This is a genomic window from uncultured Gilliamella sp. (assembly GCA_945271295.1).
Classification (GTDB): Bacteria; Pseudomonadota; Gammaproteobacteria; order Enterobacterales; family Orbaceae; genus Gilliamella.
The window spans coordinates 1-23,050 of sequence record CALYPG010000013.1 but is presented as its reverse complement, the minus strand read 5'-3'; the positions used below and the strand labels follow the sequence as shown (position 1 = coordinate 23,050).

The following is a 23,050-nucleotide window of genomic DNA, read 5'->3' as shown; positions in this document are numbered from 1 at the left end:
AATGGTTCTCGATCTCATTGTTGGTGTGTAATAAATTGGGCATAACTTTGGTCTGAAAATCCTAACAAAGCTCTATCATTCTCGATTAATAGAGGGCGTTTTATAATAGATGGATTAGCTAACATAATTTTTATCGCGGCATCTTGATTATTAATTTGAGCACGCACCGATTCATCCAGTTTGCGCCAAGTAGTGCCACGCGTATTAAGCAAATTTTGCCAATCAACTAATTGCAAAAAAGAACGCAACAGATCATCTGAAATACCATCAGTTTTATAATTATGAAACTGATACTTAACCTGATGCTCATCAAGCCATGCCAAGGCTTTTTTCATCGTATCGCAATTTTTAATGCCATAAATAATATACATAATGACGATTCCAATTTAGTCTATAGTAGCTAATTATAACAGTTAACGATTAATGTCAGCAATTAAGTGTTAAATGTGGATGAGTGGTGGGTAAATTCAAATACTAAAACGTATAGTATTCCTGAAACATCTTTACAATAGTTTAAGTTTGCTACTTATTGCTTCTAAGTGGCATTTGTCGTTATTCAATTTTTAAGGTATTTGGATGAGGGAGTTAATAGCCATGAATATTACAATCTTCAAAGGTAGTGAAGAACTTAATCTGATAAATGATAATGTTGATGTTGAAGTTCTTTTAGACAATGGAAAACGATATGCTGCAACATTTTTTACTATTGAAAATATAATTTCTATTTTGGACCGTTATAAAAAAACAAAAGAATGCTGTAATGGCTTATATTTTTGGGCATCAGATATGATTATTGTTGAAAGTTTAGATGAAAATATAATAAATAAAACAATACAAGATTTATTAAAAAATGAAGAGTTTTATACTGCTTTCTCATTGTTAGAGTAATAAATAAAGCCGGAAGCGATCTTAATATCACCATCCTTCCCATTTTTATCGTCCTTATCTACCCGTTATATCGATGCCACCGGAAAACTGTGTCAGCCAGTGGACGGTGGAGTGTTCATCAAACGGGTGCTTGCTGAGTATCTGCATTAAAAATCACAGTTTGCGCAAATCCTGCAGTGTGGTAATAATATAGTCAGCCATTAAGTTTAATGATGAAGGGCTTGCCTGCTTTCGTCTGATCTACTTGTAATTAATATAAAAAATATACGTGTTATGGAGTGAAATATGCCAAAACAAATTTATACAGGGCTCTATTTATTTGGTGAAATTAACGGAAAAACTGCTTTTGGTGGAGTTTCATGCAGGATAAAACTACCTGATTATAAGAAAGAAATAATGCTCTATTTAAATGATAAAGCTAAGAATTTATTTGAAAAAATAGATAATGCAACGGTTTATGACTTCAATATCAATGAATTGGAAGGCATTTATAGTGCTTTAGGTAGAATAATAAATGATATTAGGAAGCTAGAAACGTTATCAAAAAATGATCTATTGAAAGATGAGATCTATTCAACTTTAGAATAATAAATAAAGCTGCTGATAATATAGCCGATGCAGATTAGATGAAAGCCAATCTAGGTAATGCTTGATATATTAAGAACGATGATTTTAACTAGTTCAAGTTAATACCCAATTGGAATCGCCGTATCGTATAAAATGGGTAATAATATGGAAAAGTCAAAAATTAGTGTTATTGTTTATTGGGTAAATATAGATGATGGCGGTAAAACTAATTTGCCAATCAATGTTCCATATTATGTAATCACCGATCCTTTCAAAGGCTTATCAAATGAAGAAATTCGCTGGAGCCTGGTATTAGAAATAGATACTAATGATGAAAAAGATATAAAAAGAGTTGGAATAGGGAAAGCCTATTTTTTGGTTGAAGATGCACCATCTAAATTACTGGTAAAAGGCTTTTCTTTAAAAGTTTATGAAGGCCCAAAGTTTGTTGCTATTGTTGAAGTTATTTAACGAAAAATCCGGAAATAATCTCAATGGTTTTACCCGTTCTTTTATTGTAACAGATAACAGAAACAATATGGCTGGATAATTAGTTAGTCCTTTTACAATAGTGTGATAAATATTGAATCGAGTAAAAACAATCTATTCAGACTATTTTCTTTTAATATAATAATTGTTCGTTTGTTTTAGTACTTAGTTAACAGCATTATCGTATTAATGTATTAAGGCTATGCGTTAATTTAATCATGGTTTATAAGACATTTGTTTAATGATTTAAAATCATGCGTCAATCAATTAATGATTAGTTTTCTTCTCTTATTTGTCTATTTGTACGACAGATTTGAATCTTAAGTTTATGTCTTCTCACTTAACACTATCTCAGTCTCATTAAAATAGATAAATTATTTTATAAAGAGAATGAGCGTATAGGGTTTATGTTTATCAAAATGTGCTAATCAAATGATTAGCACATTAGGCAAATTTTTTAAATTTACAAAGTAAATTTGTTAAAAATAATCGAAAATCTTTATAAAATAAGCGTTTTTATGCTTAATAATTGTTATTATAATGTGTTTTTGTTTAATTACATATAATAATATCAAATTATTCGCATTTAAAAAGTCAATATGTGATAGTATTGCGTGTTTTTATAATATAAACCATAAATTTAGTAAGCAATATTTTGGAAGCATAATGTCATTTAACACACTTAATCACCTACCTTTAGGTCATGAGGCGGTTATTGCACGTTTATTACCCGAATCGTTACCTTTCCGTCGCAAATTACTCGCTATGGGCATTACACCCGGTTGTAAGGTTTCTGTAGTGCGGTTTGCTCCATTTGGCGACCCGCTTGAAATCAAAATTCGCGGATTTCGTCTTTGTTTACGAAGGAGCGAAGCTGCATCGATCGAAATTTTGGAGATAATTGCGTGAAGATTGCATTAATTGGTAACCCTAATTGTGGTAAAACGACTTTATTTAACTTACTTACTGGTGCTAAGCAGCGTGTGGGGAATTGGCCAGGGGTGACGGTTGAGCGTAAAACCGGTATTTTTTGTTATCAAAATATTCAATATGAAATTATTGATTTACCCGGTACCTATTCAATTGAGATCGATCCGCTGTCGGTATCTCAAGATGAGTTGATCACTCGTGAGTTTGTGTTAACTGAAAAAGACAACCTGATCATTAATATTATTGATGCAACTAATTTGCAACGTAGTTTGTACCTCACCATGCAACTAATCGATTTGCAAGTGCCGATGATTGTGGTACTTAATATGATTGATACGGTTAAGTCCCTTGGTGAAGTGATTAATCAACAAGCATTGGCTCACTTACTCGGTTGTGCGGTAATTGGCGTGTCAGCAAGTAAAAAAATAGGAATCAATAATCTTTATCAACAAATTGCACAGGCAGTATTAACGCGGTCTATTGCTAAACCGTCGATAGATACGTTAGGTGCCGATCAGCAAGCAGTAATTGATCGTTATATTAATCAGTTACCTACAGAAAGTAGGTTACGCGACTTCAATCGTTGGCAAATAATCGAAGCTTTACTGGATGATTCCCACTATTCATTTAATCAACTTGAATTAGAAAAGCTAACTGCTTGCCGTATATTATTAGCTACTGAATGTGATAATGAAATTGATGTGGCATTGGTTAGTGCCCGTTATGAAACAATCGATCAAATTTGTCAAAAGGTGATCGATAAACCCCGCGAAATCAGCGAGGGTAAATCTGAAAAACTTGACAAAATTGCCCTTGGACGCATAACAGGTATTCCGTTGTTTTTACTAGTAATGTATGCCATGTTTATGGTGGCTATTAATTTTGGCTCAGTATTTATTGATTTTTTTGATATGCTTTGTGGCACCCTTTTTGTCAATGGGCTATCACATGTTTTGCAATTGTTAAATAGCCCTGATTGGTTGAGAGCTATTTTAGCTAATGGCATAGGTACGGGTATTAAAACCGTTTCAACCTTTATTCCGGTTATTGCGATGATGTTTTTTTGCCTTTCTTTTTTGGAAGATTCGGGCTATTTGGCTCGAGCGGCAATGGTGGTGGATCGTGGTATGCGTTGTATCGGTTTACCGGGTAAAGCCTTTGTGCCCATGCTAGTTGGCTTTGGTTGTGGTGTTCCAGCCATTATGGGTACTCGTACATTAGAAAGTTCCCGTGATAGGATAATGACCATTTGTATGATTCCATTTATGTCTTGTAGTGCTAGGTTACCAGCGTATACATTATTTGCGGTTATATTCTTCCCTAAGCATGCTTCTATGGTGGTTTTTGGCTTGTATTTATTAGGGATTTTGGTAGCTATAATTACTGGTTTTATTTTAAAATTCACGTTATTGCAAGGTCAATTAACACCATTTATCATGGAAATGCCAGTTTACCGCATCCCTACTTTAACTAACATGCTTACATTAACTTGGCAACGGTTAAAGAGTTTTATTTTCAAAGCCGGTAAAGCGATTGTGATAATGGTTACATTATTAAGTGTGCTCAATTCATGGGGTACAGATGGTTCATTTGGTCATGATAATTCTAATAGCTCAGTCTTGTCAGCGGTTAGCCAGAAAATTACACCTATTTTTGAACCTATGGGAATTAATCAACAAAACTGGCCTGCTACAGTTGGGATTTTTACTGGTATGTTTGCTAAAGAATCAGTGATTGCTACGTTGAATTCACTTTATTCAATGAGCGATGATCAGCATAGTGAGCCTTTTAGTTTAACTAAAGGTATGTTCGAGGCATTAGCTACAATACCCCAAAATTTAAGTGGCTTGGTTGATGCTGTTTTAGATCCACTTGGACTGACAACTGTTAATAAAAATACTAGCTCGTTACAATCTGATTTGGTTGTTGATTCGGTGACGATTTCGCAAATAAGAATTTCATTTGTGACCGCAAGTGCAGCACTAGCTTATGTGATTTTTATTTTGCTATATACACCTTGTGTTGCGGCGTTAGGTACTATTTACCGTGAAGCAGGTTATAAATGGATGATATTTGTCGCAGTTTGGACTTTTATTGTGGCATGGCTAACGGCTACTATTTTTTATCAATTTACTTTATTAAGGCAATCAAGTTCGGCAAGTTATTGGTTAATACTGTGTGCAATATCAATCGTTGTTTTGTTAGGTTTGATGCGATTATTAACTCGTTATTTGCTGTTTAATCAAACCATTGCCAGCCAAAAATCCACTGTTACTAAGTCAAAATGCTGTGACTAAAGTTTAATTTTTTTATATTTAAAAGTAAGAGAAAGTAGCAGGATAACCTTACTGCTCATGTACAATTTATGTTAATGACTTCACTACGTGATTATATTCAATTAAAAGGACGAGTTGATTTACAAAATATTGCTCGTCATTTTTGCTTGCCTGAAAGCGCGGTTACTCAAATGTTAAGTTTTTGGGTGAGCAAAGGTATTATCAAGCGTATAACTTTGGATGAGGGTATGTGTCGACAGAAGAAATGCACTAGTTGTAGTGATTGTCATATAATGTCTACAGTTATTTATGCTTGGTTATAATTGATAATAAATTAATATTTGACTTTATTGTATATCATTGAATCCAGCCATAATTATTGCTAAGGTGGCAATGTAAATTACTATCTGGTAGATCATGAGTCATTTAATAAGCGAAGCAAATAATATAATTAATTTTATGTTATTAATCCGTAGGTTAATTATTGGTATTAATTACACTAATATTAGTTGTGTTTTCAGAGCAAAAGGTGGCTTCTATTGGTAATTGTGGTTTAGCTTATTTGTCATCAATACCTAAATTAAAGATATTTCTTGCTCCAGTTATTAGTGTATTGACAATCGACTAAATTGTAAGATGACTAACTTCATTTAATCACCGATTATCGATGTTAGTTATGAATAATCTATTATTTCCTTGTGTTTTTTTGATTAAATATATTTACTGTTTAGATTTTCTGCTATATTAAATAAGTTTTTAAGGTTTTTATTATAAAGATTATATGTTAACTACCTTAATGCCAAAGTCGTTTTATTTTTGAATAAATGTTATTATAAGTCAAAGTTAATCTATAGTTGTTAAGGAAGAAGAAGTATGAGTCAATTAGATGAATTTAAAAAATTAACCGTTGTAGTCGCTGATACAGGTGATATCGATTCCATTAAACAATTTTCACCAGAAGACGCAACCACCAATCCCTCTCTTGTTTTAAAAGCTGCCCAACTTCCTCAATATCGTTATTTAATTGATTCTGCTGTTGAAACTGCCAAAAAATTGGGTGGAAGTAAAGAACAACAGTTAGTTAATGCTTGTGATCAAGTTGCCGTGAATATTGGTGCTGAAATTTTAAAAACGGTACCGGGAAGAATTTCAACCGAAGTTGATGCGCGTTTATCTTTTGATAAACAAGGTTGTATTGAAAAAGCACGTCGTATTATTGCGCTTTATAAAGATAAAGGTATTGATAAATCAAGAATTCTAATCAAAATTGCTTCCACTTGGGAAGGGATTAAAGCAGCTGAAGTATTAGAGAAAGAAGGCATTAATTGTAATTTGACGCTATTGTTTTCCTTTGCACAAGCCCGTGCATGTGCTGAAGTGAATGCATTTTTAATCTCTCCATTTGTTGGGCGTATTTATGATTGGTATCAAGCTAAAAAACCAATTGAACCTTATGTAGCAGATCAAGATCCTGGTGTAGTTTCAGTGCGTAATATCTATAACTATTACAAACAACATGGTTATAAAACCATTGTTATGGGAGCAAGTTTCCGTAAAATCGATCAGATTTTAGCATTAGCTGGTTGTGATAGATTAACTATTTCCCCTAATTTGTTAGCCGAAATGCAACAATCAAATGCTTCAGTGGCACAAAAACTCAATCCAAATCAAACTATAGTGGCTCGCCCAGCATTGATGACCGAAGCCGAATTTAGATGGCAACATAATAGCGATGCGATGGCTGTTGAAAAACTAGCTGAAGGTATCCGTGCATTCGCTGTCGATCAAGGTAAATTAGAAGAGATGATTGGTACCTTACTATAACATTACAGGGAGCGATGCTCCCTTTTTACTATTTTGTATTTTTGTCGTTAGTTTAACTATCGAAATCTACATATTGAAAATATTTGTGGATAAAAAAATGATTAATTGGAAATAATTCTGGAGATAACAATATGAATGCAACAACACTATCTCACCGCGAACTGGCGAATGCGATAAGAGCATTAAGCATGGATGGTGTACAAAAAGCAAAATCAGGTCATCCTGGTGCGCCAATGGGTATGGCAGATATGGCTGAAGTACTATGGCGAGGTTTTTTAAAACATAATCCAACTAATCCACTTTGGGCAGATCGTGATCGTTTTGTGTTATCAAATGGTCATGCTTCTATGTTGATGTATAGTTTATTACACCTTACAGGTTATGCTTTGACAATTGATGATTTGAAAAATTTTCGTCAATTGCAATCAAAAACAGCCGGTCATCCTGAATATGGTCATGTACCGGGCGTCGAAACCACAACAGGTCCACTAGGGCAAGGAATCGCTAATGCAGTGGGTATGGCAATTGCTGAAAAAACCTTAGCCGCACAATTCAATAAGCCTGGACATACAATTGTCGATCACTACACTTATGTATTTATGGGTGATGGCTGTATGATGGAAGGGATTTCACACGAAGTCTGCTCATTAGCAGGGACTCTTAAATTAGGTAAACTAATTACATTTTATGATGATAATGGCATCTCAATTGATGGTGAAGTTGAAGGTTGGTTTACTGATGATACAGCTAAACGCTTTGAAGCTTATGGCTGGCATGTTATTCGTGATATTGATGGTCATGACGCACAAGCTTTAAAATATGCCATTGAACAAGCGCAAGCAGTAACTGATAAGCCATCTTTACTAATGTGCAAAACAGTGATTGGTTTTGGTTCACCTAATAAAGCAGGTAGTCATGAAAGCCATGGAGCGCCTTTAGGTGATGCTGAAATTGCCGCAACCCGCCAAGCATTAGGCTGGACATCGCCAGCGTTTGAAATCCCGAAAGCATATTATGATGCGTGGGATGCTAAAGAGCAAGGTAAACAGATCGAAGCTGAGTGGAATATTCGTTTTGCTGCTTATGCAAAAGCTTATCCAGAATTAGCTAAAGAGTTTAAACGTCGTATTGATGGCGATTTACCGGCAAATTGGTTATCAACAGCCAAATCAATTGTTGAAAAATTGCAAGCCAATCCAGCTACAATTGCAACGCGTAAAGCATCACAAAATGCAATTGAAGCTTTTGCACCAGCCCTACCTGAATTTTTAGGGGGATCTGCTGATTTAGCTCCAAGTAATTTAACTATGTGGTCAGGTTCAAAAGAGATCTTAGCCAATCCAGATGGTAATTATATTCATTATGGTGTTCGTGAATTTGGTATGTCAGCAATTATGAATGGTATTGCTTTGCATGGAGGTTTTATTCCTTATGGTGCTACTTTCTTAATGTTCATGGAATATGCACGTAATGCAATTCGTATGGCAGCATTAATGCAAATTCGCTCAATATTTGTTTATACTCACGATTCAATTGGATTAGGTGAAGATGGGCCTACTCATCAACCAGTAGAACAAATGGCCAGTTTAAGAGTTACACCAAATGTTAGTACTTGGCGCCCATGTGACCAAGTTGAGTCTGCTATTGCTTGGCAATATGCAATTGAACGTAAAGATGGTCCAACAGCACTCATCTTTTCCAGACAAAATCTTAAACAACAAGACCGTACCAATGAGCAATTGGCTAATGTTTATCGTGGTGGTTATATTTTAAATGATTGCATAGGTATGCCAGAACTTATTTTCATTGCGACAGGTTCTGAAGTTGAATTAGCGGTTGAAGCTTTTCAACAACTAACACAAGCAGGTAAAAAGGTTCGAGTGGTTTCGATGCCATCAACTGATACCTTCGATAAACAAGATGACACTTATAAAGAATCAGTATTACCATCGTCTGTTTCTGCTCGAATTGCCATCGAAGCAGGTATTAGCGATTATTGGTATAAATATGTTGGGTTAAATGGTAAAGTAATTGGTATGACAACGTTTGGGCAGTCAGGTCCGGCAGAACAATTATTTAAGGAATATGGTTTTACATTAGAAAATGTATTAGCACAAGCTAAAAGCTTATTAAACTAATAATGCATGTGCAACAAACAAAACTCCGTCAGTTTTTATTGATGGAGTTTTGTTATTTTGTTTTAGGTAGTACATGAGTCAACCAATATATTTCCTTTTCATTGTTGATGTTATTTCAAATGATGAATTAATATAATGAGTCAATAATTATAAGGTCAATTACCAACTTGCAAGATATTTTATTTATTGAATATATTATGACTAATAGCTTATTAGTTAAATTTTGACTTTTAGTAAAATCATCTCGATGAATAAGTAATCGAGATGATAATTAGTTTGTGTTAACACATAGCATATATTTATTTATCAAAAAACGTCACGATAACTTTTGAAGATATATTTTTATCCGTAGCGGTGATTAAAGCCTGTTCTATTTTTTGATAATCAAATTCACTTGAAATAAGTGGTTTTGGGTTAATTAATCCTTTTTCTAACCAACTCACAGCTACTGCGAATTCATTGATAAATCTAAATGATCCTTTCCATGATAGCTCTTTAGCTAACATTTGAGCAACTGGATAGTTGATTGGACTAGGTCCCATTCCGACTTGTACCATCGTACCATTTGCTTTGGTGATTGCAACGGTTGATTCAATAGCAGCTGTTGCACCACTGGCTTCAAAAGTAACATCAAAATAGCCTTTGTTATCAGCAAACTTTTGGTAGATCTCGTCATGCAACGGACTTACGGCTTGGTCTGCGCCCATTTCTAATGCTATTTGCTGACATCGTTCACTAATGTCTGAGGCAATAATTTCAATGGCACCTGATGCTTTTGCGGCAGCAATAATTAATCCACCAATTGGTCCGGCGCCAATAACCATTACTTTTTTACCTACTAATGAACCCGCAACATTAATGGCATGGATAGCAACGCTAGTTGGTTCACTAAAAGCCATAATTTGAGCAGGAATGTTGTCATCATAAGGAAAACATTGTTGTTCTGAAACCACAACATATTGGGAAAATCCACCGTGTACATGAGGATTGAATTGAGCACTTCCCATAAATCGCATGTTTGGACACTCATTTTGTTTACCTTTAAGACAAAATTCACAATGATTACAAGGCTGGGAAGGATTAACAGCGACTTTTTGGCCTATTTTTAGTTTGGAATTAGTAGGCGCTTTATATACCCGACCAGCAAACTCATGACCAATAACCATAGGATGTTTTAATATAGATAATCCAGCATGCCCTTCTTGATAATAATGGATATCTGAGCCACAAATTCCTCCTGCTTCAACTTTGACTATTACCTCATTATCGTTGTAAGTTAATTCACGATCTTCGACTCGAATATCTTTTTTGCTATGAGCAAAGCATGCTTTGCACGTTAATTTTTGACTCATATTTAACTCCATATATTTACAAAACAGCTAACCAACCACCATCGACATAAATTACTTGACCATTAATATAATTAGATGATGGAGCAGAAAGGAAAATAGCTGTACCAATTAACTCTTCTGTTTTTCCCCAACGTTTAGCTGGATTACTATTTTTTACCCAAGTATCAAATGTTTGATCCTTAATTAATGCTTCATTCATATCAGTAAGAATATAGCCAGGACCAATGGCATTAGCTTGAATATTAAATTGTCCCCATTCGGCAGCCATGGATTTGGTTAACATTTTAATTCCGCCTTTCGCTGCGGTATAAGGTGCGACAGTAGGGCGAGCTTGCTCACTGGTTAATGAACAAATATTAATAAACTTGCCGCCTGAATTACGAGCTATCATTCGTTTTGCAGCTTCCCGTGAAACTAAAAAAGTGCCGGTTAAATGGATATCGACTACTCGTTGCCAATCTTTTAATTCGAGTTCAACCAACGCTTGACGGTGTTGAATTCCAGCATTATTAATGACTATATCTATATGAATATTCTGATTATCCAATTGGTCAAAAGCATCAATAATTTGTTTTTCTTTAGAAACATCAATGACAATTCCGGTAACTTGATAGCCTTTGTTTTTTAATTTATTTACGGCTTCATCAAGGTTTTGTTGGTTAATGTCACTTAAAACAATATTAGCCCCTGCTGAAGCTAATCCTTCAGCATAGGAAAATCCTAAACCACGGGCAGAACCGGTGATTAATGCTGTTTTTCCTGTTAAATCAAATAGTTTATGCATAATATAAAATCCTATTAGAATCAAAGTTAGTGTATTTAATAATTTTGGCGAAATACATTGTCATACAATAACTTGTAATACAACCTACAAGATACTGGGTAAAATGCACTTTTTTGAGGTATTGAGCAATAACTAATGTTTAATTTTGTGATCTACGCAACAAAAATTGTTGCAATTTATATTGAAACTAAATTATTAAAGACATTGATAAAATAGATAAGATAAGTTGTAATATGATAAGTATTAATTTAACGATGATTAAAAATAATGATTAAATCGATTCCTAAAAATAATATTGTTGATGCGGTTTATGAGCAAATGTTGGAAAAAATACTTGATAATAGCTGGCCGCAAGAGAGTAAATTGCCGTCCGAATTTGAACTAACCGATCTGTTTAATGTCAGTCGTACAAGTATTCGTAGTGCTGTGCAAAAACTTAGGGATTTAGGCATTATTTACACGAAACATGGTATGGGTTCTTTTGTTTCTAAAAATTTGGATAAAAGTCGAATTATCAGCATGAATCAACCCATTATGCATTTGAGCCAAGAAGAATTTATCGATATGATGGTATTTCGGCAAACAGTTGAATTTAAATGTATAGAACTTGCTACAACCAATGCTAATGAAGATGATATTCTGGCAATTGAAGATGCACTTAATCGTATGTTAATTAATAAAAATGACTATAAAAAATACTCACAGGCTGATTTAGATTTTCATATCTCAATAATAAAAGCATCACATAATAAAATATTTATTAATATTATTCATGGCATTAAAGATATTTATTATTATTATCTTGAAGAACTCAATCGGGTGTTTGGCCCTACACTTGAAAGTATTGATGCACATATTAAAGTTTTTATGGCTATCAAAGAGCACGATGTTGAAACGGCAAAATTATCATTAAATAACGCAATGAAAACCAATACCATAGCCATAAACAAATTAAAAGAAGAATTATAAATTTTAATTTCGAAAAAAAGCTTGCCTAGTTTATTCAAATAATGTTATTTTGATCTGGCGAAATACGATGTCATACAACTATGTTTATTCAAAAACACTAGTATACATCGGAGAATTCCATGATAAAAATAACAAATGTCAAAACGATTTTGACAGCACCAGGTGGTATTGATCTGGTTGTTGTTAAGATTGAAACTAATCAAGATGGCCTCTATGGTTTAGGCTGTGCAACTTTCACCCAACGTATTTTCGCCGTTCAAGCCGCAATAAATGATTATATAAAACCTTTCTTAATTGGCAAAAATCCTTGCCGTATTGAAGATCTTTGGCAGTCAGCTGTTGTCAGTGGTTATTGGCGCAATGGTCCTGTAATAAATAATGCTATATCGGCAATGGATATGGCTTTATGGGATATTAAAGGCAAAATGGCTAACATGCCGGTGTATGAATTACTTGGTGGTAAATGCCGTGATGGAATTCCACTTTACCGTCATTGTGATGGTAGCGATGCAATTGCTGCCGAAGACAATATTCGTGCAGCTATTGAAGAAGGCTATCAATATGTTCGCTGTCAAATGGGTATGTATGGTGGCGTCGGTACTGAGGATCTTAAATTAATTAATACTCAGTATGATAAAGCTAAAAATATTCATCCTAAACGTTCCCCGCGTAATAAAACCTCAGGTATCTATTTTGATCCTGAGGCCTATGCACGTAGTATTCCTAAGTTCTTTGAACATTTACGTAATAAAATCGGTTTTGATATTGAGTTTATTCATGACATTCATGAAAGAGTTCAACCAATTACTGCCTTACAAATGGCCAAAAGTCTTGAAGATTATCGATTATTTTATCTTGAAGATCCTGTCGCGCCAGAAAATGTCGATTTCTTAACTATTATACGACATCAAACATCAACCCCAATTGCAATGGGCGAATTGTTTGTGCATCTCGCAGAATATAAACATTTAATCACCCAACACTTAATTGATTTCATTCGTTGTCATATCAGTATGATTGGTGGTATTACACCGGCTAAAAAGCTCGCGGCCCTTTGTGAACTTCATGGTGTTCGTACTGCTTGGCATGGCCCTGGTGATATTTCACCGATTGGCGTTGTAGCTAATATGCATATTGATTTGAGTATTACCAATTTAGGTATTCAAGAATATACACCAATGAATGATGAATTGAGAGAGGTATTTCCTGGCTGTCCAGAAATCGAACAAGGTTATGCTTATCTTAATGATAAACCTGGTCTTGGTATTGATCTTGATGAACTAAAAGCTAAGAAATTCCCAGTAGCAGGTGGTTTACCATCATGGACAAATGCTCGTACGCCAGATGGAACAGCAGCCCGTCCATAATTAATAAGGATTAACACATTTTTTGCTAATTGGATGTTTGTGAATATTGACGACAAACAATTGCTGAAAAATACAGTTAATCCTTGTAAAAGATATCCAAAAATACCATAACGAAAGGTAACACAGTATGAACAGATCAATAATGCTAAATACGGAAAGGAACACTGCGGATTTAGTCAGGGCAGCTATGTCAGGATGGCTAGGTACCGCTTTAGAATTTATGGATTTTCAACTATATTCACTTGGTGCAGCTTTAGTATTTCATCAAGTTTTCTTCCCTGAACAATCAGCAGCAATGGCATTAATCCTCGCTATGGGGACTTATGGTGCAGGTTATGTAGCACGAATCGTTGGTGCATTTCTGTTTGGTCGCATGGGCGATAAAATAGGCAGAAAAAAAATACTTTTTATCACTATTACTTTAATGGGACTTTGTACCACACTAATTGGTGTTTTACCAACTTATGCGCAAGTAGGTATCTTAGCACCTTTATTACTAGTTTTATTAAGAATAGTTCAAGGGATAGGTGCAGGTGCTGAGATTTCAGGTGCCAGAACGATGCTGGCAGAATATGCTCCAAAAGGGCGAAAAGGTATTATCGCTTCATTAGTGGCGATGGGAACCAATTGTGGCACACTATCGGCAACAGCTATTTGGGCTATTATGTTTTTTGTTTTTGATAATCAACAATTATTAGCTTGGGGCTGGAGAATTCCATTTTTAGCAAGTGCAGTAGTGATGTTATTTGCTATTTGGTTACGTTTAAATTTAAAAGAAAGCCCTGTATTTGCAGGTATTAATGAAGGCAAAGAGGTAGTTGAAAATAAATCATATTTTGAAATATTCAGTGGTAAATCGTTTTGGTTAGCCACAGGATTAAGGTTTGGTCAAGCAGGAAATTCTGGATTAATTCAGACTTTTTTAGCTGGTTATATGGTTCAGACCTTATTATTTAGTAAAGCGATTCCAACAGATGCGATGCTTATTAGTTCATTTATCGGATTTTTGATTATCCCATTGTCAGGTTGGCTGTCAGATAAATTTGGACGCAAAGTTATTTATATTTTATTAAATATTGCTTCAATTATTCTTGCCTACCCAATGTTATCCATTATTTTAGATAAAAGTTATCAACCAACGACTATTATGTTATGTTTAATTATTATCCATAATATAGCAGTATTAGGACAAGCGGCTATAGAGGCAATAACCATGGCTGAAATGTTTGGGTCGCGAAGTCGATTTGCTTCTATGGCTGTAGCAAATGAAATAGGGGGATTATTAGCAGTAGGATTAGGCCCTTTATTTGCAGGGATTTTCTGTAAACTTGCTGATTCTTGGTGGCCTATTGTGGCAATGATTATTTTCTATTCAGGAATCGGTTTAATATCAGCAATTATTATGCCTGAGGTAGCTGATCGTAATTTAGAAGATCCTAAAGATGCTGCTGAAAAATAATTGATATTCTAAAAATGACGAGTTTAGTTATTATATTGGTGAATGAAAATTAATTTAACTTATAATAGAAAATGATCATGACGACAAAGTGTTAGATATTTTTATGAAAATATCTAACGCTATTATGCCTATACGTATAGTTAATTGGCAAGGAAGTAATGAGAATTTAAATGGATTAATCAGACAATACTTTCCAAAGAGAATGGTATTTGATAGCATCAGTGATGAAGATATTATAGCGGTTGAACACCGGCTAAATCATCCTTCAAGCAAACGCTTAAGTATAAAACGCCTTATTTACCAGCTCGATTCACACTTGGCTTTTGAACCTGCAATCCTATCTTATACTTAAACGTATGGTTAACCTGAAACTTCTTTACAAAATACTACTGTTACTTTAACTTGATGCGCGTTTTAAAATTGTTTTAATTGGTTGTCTTTGTATATATATCATCCGACTAATTAGTAATAGTGCAGCAATTGAAAGACCAGAAATAAAACCAATCCAGAATCCAGCTACACCTAAAGGTTCGATAACAATATTGGTTAATCCTAGAATATAACCAACAGGTAAACCAAATACCCAATAAGAAATCAGAGTAATATATAAAATACTTTTGGTATCTTTATAACCACGAAGCACATTACTAGCTACAACTTGTATATAGTCAGAAACTTGATAAATAGCCAATAAAATAATTAATTGCAGACCAATTACCGTAACACTATCCTCAGTTGTGAAAAGCATAAGAATGAAAGATTTAAATAAAAGTAACAGTAATGCCACAATAATTGCTGCAGTTAATGAAATGGCTAAACTAACATAAGCAGTTTGTTTGGCAAGAATAGGTTTATTGTTACCAAGTAAATAACCAACTCGAATACTAGTTGCAACACCAAGTGATAGTGGAATAGCAAAAGCCATACTACTGATGGTAAAAATTATTTGATGAGCTGCTACTGTTGTTTGACCTAGAGGCGCAATTAGCAAAGCCACAACTGCAAATAAACTGATTTCAAAAAAATAAGCCAGAGCTAGAGGCGTGCCGAGTACAAAAATTCGTTTAATCACAACAACATTTATGATTTGTGTGATTGGCGTTTGGCGAATATCACTTTGAGTGCGTGTAGTTAGTGTAAATATTTTGATCAAAGCAAACATTAACCAAAAAATGATAGCTGCGGTAATACCACAACCTACTCCACCAAAGGCTGGTAATCCTAATTTTCCATAAATCAAAACATAATTAATTGGAATATTAGCCAATAAAGCAATAAACATGATCACCATAGCTGGTTTAGTATTTGATAGACCCTCACATTGATTACGGTAGACTAAAAAGTACAAAAATCCGGGCGCTCCCCACATAATGGCTCGTAAGAAGTTTACTGCCACCTCTACCATTTCCGAATCTATTGGATGCTCAGCAGTACTTCTTAAATTAATCAAAACATCAGCATGATATAAAAATATTATCATAATAATAGATAATATAGTGGCAATTACCATTCCTTGGCGTGTGTGATCAGCGATTTGATCTCGTTTTGCTGCGCCATTTAAATTGGAAATAATTGGGGTTAATACACTAAGTAGGCCTTGACCAAATAAAATAGTCGGTAACCAAATAGATACGGCAATTGCAACTCCAGACAAAGCTGTGGCACTATAGTGCCCTGCCATTATAGTGTCAACAAAGGTAATAGCTGTTTGTGATATTTGCGCAAGAATCACAGGAACAGCTAACTTGATAATATTTTTAACTTCTCGTTGATAATGTAATTTCATTGGTGTGTAATTACTGTTTAACAGTTCCCCATAAATCATATTCATCGGAATGTTCGATATTTACTTGCACAATATCACCAACTTTAACTTCTTTTTCCCCATTTAGATAAACTACACCGTCTATTTCTGGTGCATCGGCCATACTACGACCAATGGCACCTTCTTCATCAACTTCATCAATAATGACAGATAAGGTTTTACCGATTTTTGCTTGTAATTTTTGGGTTGAAATAGTTTGTTGTAATTGCATAAAACGATCAAAACGTTGTTGTTTGATCTTCTCAGGAATTTGGTTAGCAAGTTGATTTGCTGCTGCACCTTCAACCGGACTATATGGAAAACAGCCAACACGATCTAATTGTGCTTGTGATAAAAAATCGAGTAATATTTCAAAATCGTGTTCCGATTCACCAGGATAACCTACAATAAAGGTTGAACGTAAGGTGATATTTGGACAAATTTCACGCCATTTGTGAATTCGTTCGAGCGTCCGTTCAATGGTACCAGGTCGTTTCATTGATTTTAAAACCGCTGGGCTTGCATGTTGTAATGGCACATCTAAATAAGGCAGGATTTTTCCTTCCGCCATTAATGGTATCAAGTCATCCACACTAGGATAAGGATACATATAGTGTAGCCTAACCCAAATACCTAAAGTCGCTAATTGTTCACAAAGTGTCTGGATATTAGTTTTTAAAGGTATACCATTCCAAAAATTAGTGCGATTTTTAATATCTATGCCATAGGCAGAGGTGTCTTGTGCAATAACTAATAACTCTTTTACTCCGCTATCAGCTAAGCGTTTAGCTTCATCAAGCACATTACCGATAGGGCGGCTACTCATGTCACCTCGTAAAGAGGGTATAATACAAAATGTACAGCGATGATTGCAACCTTCCGATATTTTTAAATAAGCATAATGTTTAGGTGTTAATTTTACCCCTTGCTCAGGCACTAAACTGGTATAAGGGTTATAAGCTGGTTTTGGTGCATATTTATTAACGTGGGTAAGTACAGTTTCGTAGCTATGGGGTCCTGAAATTTCAAGTACTTTGGGATGTACATTACGAATTTGATCTTCTTTAGCACCAAGGCAACCGGTCACAATTACCTTGCCATTTTCGTTTAATGCTTCACCAATAGCCTCAAGCGATTCTTGTACAGCACTGTCAATAAAACCACAAGTATTAACAATTACAAGATCAGCATTATCATAATTTGATACTACTTGATAACCTTGAGTACGCAGCTCAGTTAAAATTCGTTCAGAGTCAACTAAATTTTTAGGACAACCAAGGCTCACAAATCCAATTGTTGGGGATGATATATTCATATTATTTATAATAGTGTTTTATAGTAAAAGAGGTATAGTTTGAGAAATCAATTAATTTTAATTTGTTAAGGATTACTTCAGGTGAGCATTTTATCATATTTAAAAGAGGTTGAGATATAGATTTTAAATTTCTTAATTCTAAAAAATATAATGATATAATTTTACTCACATAAGTTATTTTTTATTTATTATGAGACGTGTTACTTACCTAATCCAATCCATATATAAACAAATATCTGTTGAATTGACTAGACAATTTGCCCAGCGAAAAAAAAACAAAGTAAAAGCACTGAACGAAATAGCAGATAATTATACTAAACAAAATGCCCATCAGTTGGCATTCAAATTTTATTTAAAAGCAGCTAAAAAGGGCAATGTTTATTCTCAGCTCCAATTAGGTCATATCTACTTCGATGGAAATACTGAAATAGCAAAAAATGATGACCACGCTATTTTTTGGTATAAAAAGGCCGCTGAACAAGGTAATGACACTGCACAAATGAATTTAGTCGAACTTTATCGTTGTAAAAATCAAATTATTGAGTCTGTTTACTGGTGTTTGAAGCTGGCTGAACAAGGCAATAGCTATTTTCAATATAAAATGGCGTGCTTTTATGAAGAAGGTTATGGTGTTGAAAAAAATAGCCGAAAATCACTCTACTGGACAGAGGTAAGTGCAGAAAGGGGTAATGTTGATGCTCAATTAGATCTTGCTTTGTCATATTGGAATGGAACTGATTTGTTAGAAGTTGACTTAACCAAAGCTATTCATTGGTTTGAACGAGCGGCTCAGCAAAATAATGCTTATGCACAGTTTTTCTTAGGAATTGATTTTTACCGAAATGGACTCGGTGGTCTTGATGTTAATATGGAATTAGCTATTATGTGGGCAAAGAAGTCAGCTAAAAATGGACATTCGTTAGCCCAATGTTTTTTATCTCATTGCTATATGATAGGTTATGGAATTGAAGAAAACGCCGATCAAGCATTATATTGGGCAAAACTGGCAGCAGAGCAAGGTGATAAAAAGGGGCAATTATATTTAGCTGAAGTTTACTATTATTGTTTTGAAGACTTTATCCAAGCTTTTAATGGCTTTAATCAATCAGCTCAGCAAGGTGATGCCAAAGCCCAAGCTTGGTTAGGGTATTTATATCTCAATGGTGAAGGCGTCGATAAAAATATCCAACAGGCAAATTATTGGTATAAACTTGCCGCAGAACAAGGTGAAGAGGAAGCATTAGAATATCTTGCTGAGAATAAATAAAATTTATAGTTTTAAATTTGATTGAAAATAAAAAGCCCTTATTAATTAATAGGGCTCAAAAATAATAAATTAAACTTAATGGTTATTACAATTACATTATTTTAATGAATTAATAACTTCATCGATTTGACGATCTAAGCTTTCCGCACCACCTCCAGATAAATACCAAAGATCTGGTGTTAAATAAACTATATGTGTTTTATTTTTCTTTAATAGTTTTTGATCAAAATAATTCGTTACCATGGCTTGTTGACCAATGGCTTTACTGCGATCCACAATATAAATAATATCAGGCTTGAGTTTATTGATAAATTGACTATCAATAAATACTGGTTTAGGTCTTACTTTTGGATCAGGATTTATTGTTGCTACTACTGGTACAGCCCGTTTGACTTTTAATACCTCATGAATAAGTACTGCACTAGAACTGGTATTAATTAGGATCATTTTTCCATTATTGTGAATTGCGACAATCGCTTTTTTATTACTAGCCTGAGCTAAAACTTGTGTATTATTAATTTTTGTTTCAAGTGATTGAATCAAGTCAGTTGCAACTTTATCTGTTCCTGTCATATTAGCCAATATATTGATATGATTTTTAGTTGAAGCCAGATAATTTTTAGTATCAACACTTAAATTAAGTACTGGCGCAATTTTAGATAGCTCTTCGGTTCTTTTAGCTTGGCGCCCATCAATTATGATTAAATCAGGTTTAGCTTGTTTTATGGCATCAATATTAGGTTCTTTCATATTTCCTGTATCGGTAATATGAGCTTTGCTATATTGCTGCAAATATGAAGGAATAACAGATAATGGGGTACCTACAACTATCGAACCTTTACCTAGGGCATCTAACGTATCTAAGGCACCATAATTCATCACTACCACTTTGTTCGGCACTTTAGGTACCACAACAGTTTGACTTTCTGTGGTTACTGTCATCGTATTAGTTGATTGACATCCAGTTAAACCTAATATTAATGCCGCTAAGCTACTTAGTAATAATTTTTTCTGCTTATTCATACGGTTTTCTTACTCCCTGCACTAAATGATAATAATTATTATTTATTGATTAATAATTGTCTAGTAATAAATAATATCAAGTAAAGATATTGATAATTATTCTCATATGGTGTACTGTTGCTTGCCCCGTTAATTTGATAAATATCAATATAAATAATAAGGTTATAGTAAATGATACAAAATAGAAAATTAAAATTAGCAAAATATGTGCTTAATTCAAGCATTCTACTTTCGTTATCTACAACAGCGATGGCTGCATCTAATCCGGATATTGATACCATGGTGATAACAGCTTCAGGATTTTCACAACAAATTAAAGAAGCTCCAGCTACAATTTCAGTGATTACCCCAGAAGAAATTAACAATAAACCTTATCGGGATGTGACTGATGCATTAAAAGATATACCAGGTGTAACGATTACTGGCGGTGGTGATTCGACAGATATTAGTATTCGTGGTATGGATGCTAAATACACATTGATACTAATTGATGGTAAAAAGGTTAGTACTCGTGAAACAAGACCAAACAGTGATGGTTCAGGTTTTGAACAAGGCTGGTTGCCACCGTTAACCGCAATAGAACGTATTGAAGTTGTTAGGGGACCTATGTCCTCATTATATGGTTCAGATGCGATGGGCGGGGTAATTAATATTATTACTAAAAAAGTAACAGATAAATGGCATAGTGGTATCCGGGTTGAATCGGTTATGCCATATCGCTCTAATGAAAAAAATACCTATACTACGAGTTTTTCTACTTTAGGCCCAATTATTGATGATATTCTTGGTATTCAACTTTATGGTCAGTATTCTAATCGCCATGAAGATGAGTTTTTAAATGGTCATGCTGCACAAAAATTACGTAGTTTAAATGGTAAATTATCTCTAAATGCTACTGAAACACAAAAATTTGATTTTGATTTTGGACGAGCTTTACAAAACAGTAAAGCAAGCCCAGATAAGACTCGTACTGTTAAACAAGGAGTCTACGAACGAGATAATCATCGTAATTCATTTGCATTAACTCATAATGGGCTATTTAACGATGTATCTACTACCTCTTTTGTTGCCTATGAGGAAAATAACAATCCAGACCGTAAAATGAAGATTAGAAATACCGATGTGGATACCCGAGTAACCATTCCATTTAGCATTAATATGCTTACAGTTGGTGGCAAATATAATTATCAAGAATTACATGATAAAGGTAATAAACTTGAAAAAGGTATAACCAAAATCGATCGCTGGAATTATGCGCTATTTAGTGAAGACGAGTTGAGAATATTAGAAAACTGGACATTAACTTTGGGTTTACGTTATAACAAAGATGAGAATTATGGTAGTAACTGGAATCCAAGAGTTTATAGTGTATGGAATATCGATGATAACTTTACTCTAAAAGGTGGTTATTCAACTGGTTATGCTACACCAAATTTACGGTCAGTGGTATCAGACTGGGGACAAGGTACTGGTGGATGGAAGTATGATGGTATAGTTTTGGGGAATCCTAATTTAAAACCTGAAAAATCAAATAACTTTGAAATTGGTCTTGGCTATACTAATGATTATGGAATTGATGCCTCAGCTACCGCTTTTTATACTAAATATAAAGATAAAATTCAGGCACAAACTATTTGTCAAGGAGCCCCAGGTAGTAAAAAATGTGAAGTAGCTAGTGTTAAGAAAAAATATGATTTAGTTCAAACGCGTGAAAATGTTGATAAAGCAGATCTAAAAGGTATTGAACTTGCATTAAAAGCACCATTATTTACTAATTTCTTATTAACGACAAATTATGCTTGGACAAAAACAGAGCAAAAAAGTGGTGAACATAAAGGTAAAGCCTTGAACCGAACCCCTAAGCAAAAATTTAACACTCAACTGGACTGTTTGTTAAACCAAAATTGGGATTTATGGACCAAAGTGGAATATTATGGTCAAGAAAATGCGACTAAACGAGATGGCAAAAAGACTAAATATGTCACTTATGCTGGCTATACGTTTTGGGATGTAGGTGCTTCTTACAAGATTAATAAGCAAGCTAAAGTTTATGCTGGTATTTACAATTTATTTGACAAAGATGTAAATAACGAAGATTTTGGTAAAACCCTTGAAGGGCGACGTTATTTTGTTGGTACTGAAATTAATTTTTAATAACATTAGATTTTAATAACATTAGTTTATGAATTTTATAACAAATTTTCGGTAATTTTGCTTTTATAATAAGGTGACAATTTGAGTGGTCACCTTATTATCGCAATTTTCCTTTTATTGTTTTATTTTTTTTATTATCACTATAATTTTATTAAAATTCGTACTAAATATTTAAATTTAAGAATTCATTGGAAAATAATTAATATTGACTGAGTTTCAATTGTTTAGTGAAGTAATGATTGGTTTCTAATTTCTATTTGAATTAACGTCTATATGGTTAACAATATTGGCTTTGATATTGTAATTTAGATGTTTTTCAATCAATTATAATAACTTAAATAGCCTTATTATATGCGTTGCAGTATTGTTCAAGAGACATATTACGAAACCCCCTGGTTTTAGCTTTCTCGTTTACTAATTTTTCGGCGATATTATAAAGCGTCT

Annotated in this window: 19 protein-coding genes and 1 pseudogene; 14 read left to right on the top strand and 6 right to left on the bottom strand. The window is 34.1% G+C overall.

What is annotated here, in order from left to right:
- Nucleotides 1-14 precede the first annotated feature (14 nt).
- Nucleotides 15-371, bottom strand: a complete 357-nt coding sequence (locus Q0K76_RS07990; protein WP_294614023.1) for an ArsC family reductase — start codon at nt 369-371, stop codon at nt 15-17.
- Nucleotides 372-594: 223 nt separating this feature from the next.
- Between Q0K76_RS07990 and Q0K76_RS07985 the strand changes: the two genes are divergently transcribed.
- From Q0K76_RS07985 to tkt, 8 genes are all read left to right on the top strand, one after another.
- Entirely contained in the window at nt 595-888 is a 294-nt protein-coding gene (locus Q0K76_RS07985; RefSeq protein ID WP_294614020.1) for a hypothetical protein, read from the top strand.
- Nucleotides 889-1,173: 285 nt separating this feature from the next.
- Entirely contained in the window at nt 1,174-1,476 is a 303-nt protein-coding gene (locus tag Q0K76_RS07980; RefSeq protein ID WP_294614017.1) for a hypothetical protein, read from the top strand.
- Nucleotides 1,477-1,620: 144 nt separating this feature from the next.
- The gene (locus Q0K76_RS07975) at nt 1,621-1,926 is read left to right on the top strand and encodes a hypothetical protein (RefSeq protein WP_294614015.1); all 306 of its coding nucleotides are present in this window, start codon (nt 1,621-1,623) and stop codon (nt 1,924-1,926) included.
- Between the two features lie 684 nt (nt 1,927-2,610).
- Nucleotides 2,611-2,853 (top strand): FeoA family protein, encoded by a 243-nt coding sequence (locus Q0K76_RS07970; RefSeq protein WP_294614013.1) that lies wholly within the window; start codon nt 2,611-2,613, stop codon nt 2,851-2,853.
- Nucleotides 2,850-5,171, top strand: a complete 2,322-nt coding sequence (gene feoB / locus Q0K76_RS07965) for a Fe(2+) transporter permease subunit FeoB (RefSeq protein ID WP_294614010.1) — start codon at nt 2,850-2,852, stop codon at nt 5,169-5,171. Before Q0K76_RS07970 ends, feoB begins: the two co-directional genes overlap by 4 nt.
- A 68-nt stretch (nt 5,172-5,239) precedes the next feature.
- Nucleotides 5,240-5,473: a FeoC-like transcriptional regulator gene (locus tag Q0K76_RS07960; protein ID WP_294614008.1), complete on the top strand. Its 234-nt coding sequence runs from the start codon at nt 5,240-5,242 to the stop codon at nt 5,471-5,473.
- A 550-nt stretch (nt 5,474-6,023) separates the two neighbouring features.
- Nucleotides 6,024-6,974 (top strand): transaldolase, encoded by a 951-nt coding sequence (gene tal / locus Q0K76_RS07955; protein WP_294614005.1) that lies wholly within the window; start codon nt 6,024-6,026, stop codon nt 6,972-6,974.
- A gap of 131 nt (nt 6,975-7,105) precedes the next feature.
- Nucleotides 7,106-9,112: a transketolase gene (gene tkt / locus Q0K76_RS07950; RefSeq protein WP_294614002.1), complete on the top strand. Its 2,007-nt coding sequence runs from the start codon at nt 7,106-7,108 to the stop codon at nt 9,110-9,112.
- 299 nt (nt 9,113-9,411) lie between these two features.
- Here the strand turns inward: tkt and idnD are convergent, their stop codons facing one another.
- Nucleotides 9,412-10,464 (bottom strand): L-idonate 5-dehydrogenase, encoded by a 1,053-nt coding sequence (gene idnD, locus Q0K76_RS07945; protein ID WP_294614000.1) that lies wholly within the window; start codon nt 10,462-10,464, stop codon nt 9,412-9,414.
- 16 nt (nt 10,465-10,480) lie between these two features.
- A complete protein-coding gene (locus tag Q0K76_RS07940; protein WP_294613997.1) occupies nt 10,481-11,248 on the bottom strand; it encodes an SDR family oxidoreductase in 768 nt (255 codons plus the stop codon).
- A gap of 264 nt (nt 11,249-11,512) precedes the next feature.
- On the opposite strand from Q0K76_RS07940, the gene Q0K76_RS07935 reads away from it, so the two are divergent.
- The 4 genes and pseudogenes from Q0K76_RS07935 to Q0K76_RS07920 form a co-directional block, all read left to right on the top strand.
- Nucleotides 11,513-12,217, top strand: coding sequence for a FadR/GntR family transcriptional regulator (locus Q0K76_RS07935; protein ID WP_363322439.1), 705 nt, complete (start codon nt 11,513-11,515; stop codon nt 12,215-12,217).
- Between the two features lie 119 nt (nt 12,218-12,336).
- Nucleotides 12,337-13,584, top strand: a complete 1,248-nt coding sequence (locus Q0K76_RS07930) for an enolase C-terminal domain-like protein (protein ID WP_294613993.1) — start codon at nt 12,337-12,339, stop codon at nt 13,582-13,584.
- Nucleotides 13,585-13,711: 127 nt separating this feature from the next.
- Entirely contained in the window at nt 13,712-15,043 is a 1,332-nt protein-coding gene (locus tag Q0K76_RS07925; protein ID WP_294613990.1) for an MFS transporter, read from the top strand.
- A gap of 145 nt (nt 15,044-15,188) precedes the next feature.
- Nucleotides 15,189-15,305, top strand: a pseudogene (locus tag Q0K76_RS07920) (IS30 family transposase); the annotation flags it as partial.
- Nucleotides 15,306-15,440: 135 nt separating this feature from the next.
- Here Q0K76_RS07920 and Q0K76_RS07915 read toward each other — a convergent pair.
- Entirely contained in the window at nt 15,441-16,874 is a 1,434-nt protein-coding gene (locus Q0K76_RS07915; protein ID WP_294613987.1) for an MATE family efflux transporter, read from the bottom strand.
- The gene (gene rimO / locus Q0K76_RS07910; protein WP_294613985.1) at nt 16,840-18,162 is read right to left on the bottom strand and encodes a 30S ribosomal protein S12 methylthiotransferase RimO; all 1,323 of its coding nucleotides are present in this window, start codon (nt 18,160-18,162) and stop codon (nt 16,840-16,842) included. The genes Q0K76_RS07915 and rimO overlap by 35 nt, the downstream gene beginning before the upstream one ends.
- A 190-nt stretch (nt 18,163-18,352) precedes the next feature.
- On the opposite strand from rimO, the gene Q0K76_RS07905 reads away from it, so the two are divergent.
- On the top strand, nt 18,353-19,429 hold the full coding sequence (locus Q0K76_RS07905; RefSeq protein ID WP_294613982.1) for an SEL1-like repeat protein: 1,077 nt from the start codon (nt 18,353-18,355) through the stop codon (nt 19,427-19,429).
- A 96-nt stretch (nt 19,430-19,525) separates the two neighbouring features.
- On the opposite strand, the gene Q0K76_RS07900 is transcribed toward Q0K76_RS07905, so the two are convergent.
- Nucleotides 19,526-20,452, bottom strand: coding sequence for an ABC transporter substrate-binding protein (locus tag Q0K76_RS07900; RefSeq protein WP_294613979.1), 927 nt, complete (start codon nt 20,450-20,452; stop codon nt 19,526-19,528).
- A 171-nt stretch (nt 20,453-20,623) separates the two neighbouring features.
- On the opposite strand from Q0K76_RS07900, the gene Q0K76_RS07895 reads away from it, so the two are divergent.
- Entirely contained in the window at nt 20,624-22,606 is a 1,983-nt protein-coding gene (locus Q0K76_RS07895; RefSeq protein WP_294613976.1) for a TonB-dependent receptor, read from the top strand.
- The last annotated feature ends 444 nt before the right edge of the window (nt 22,607-23,050 follow it).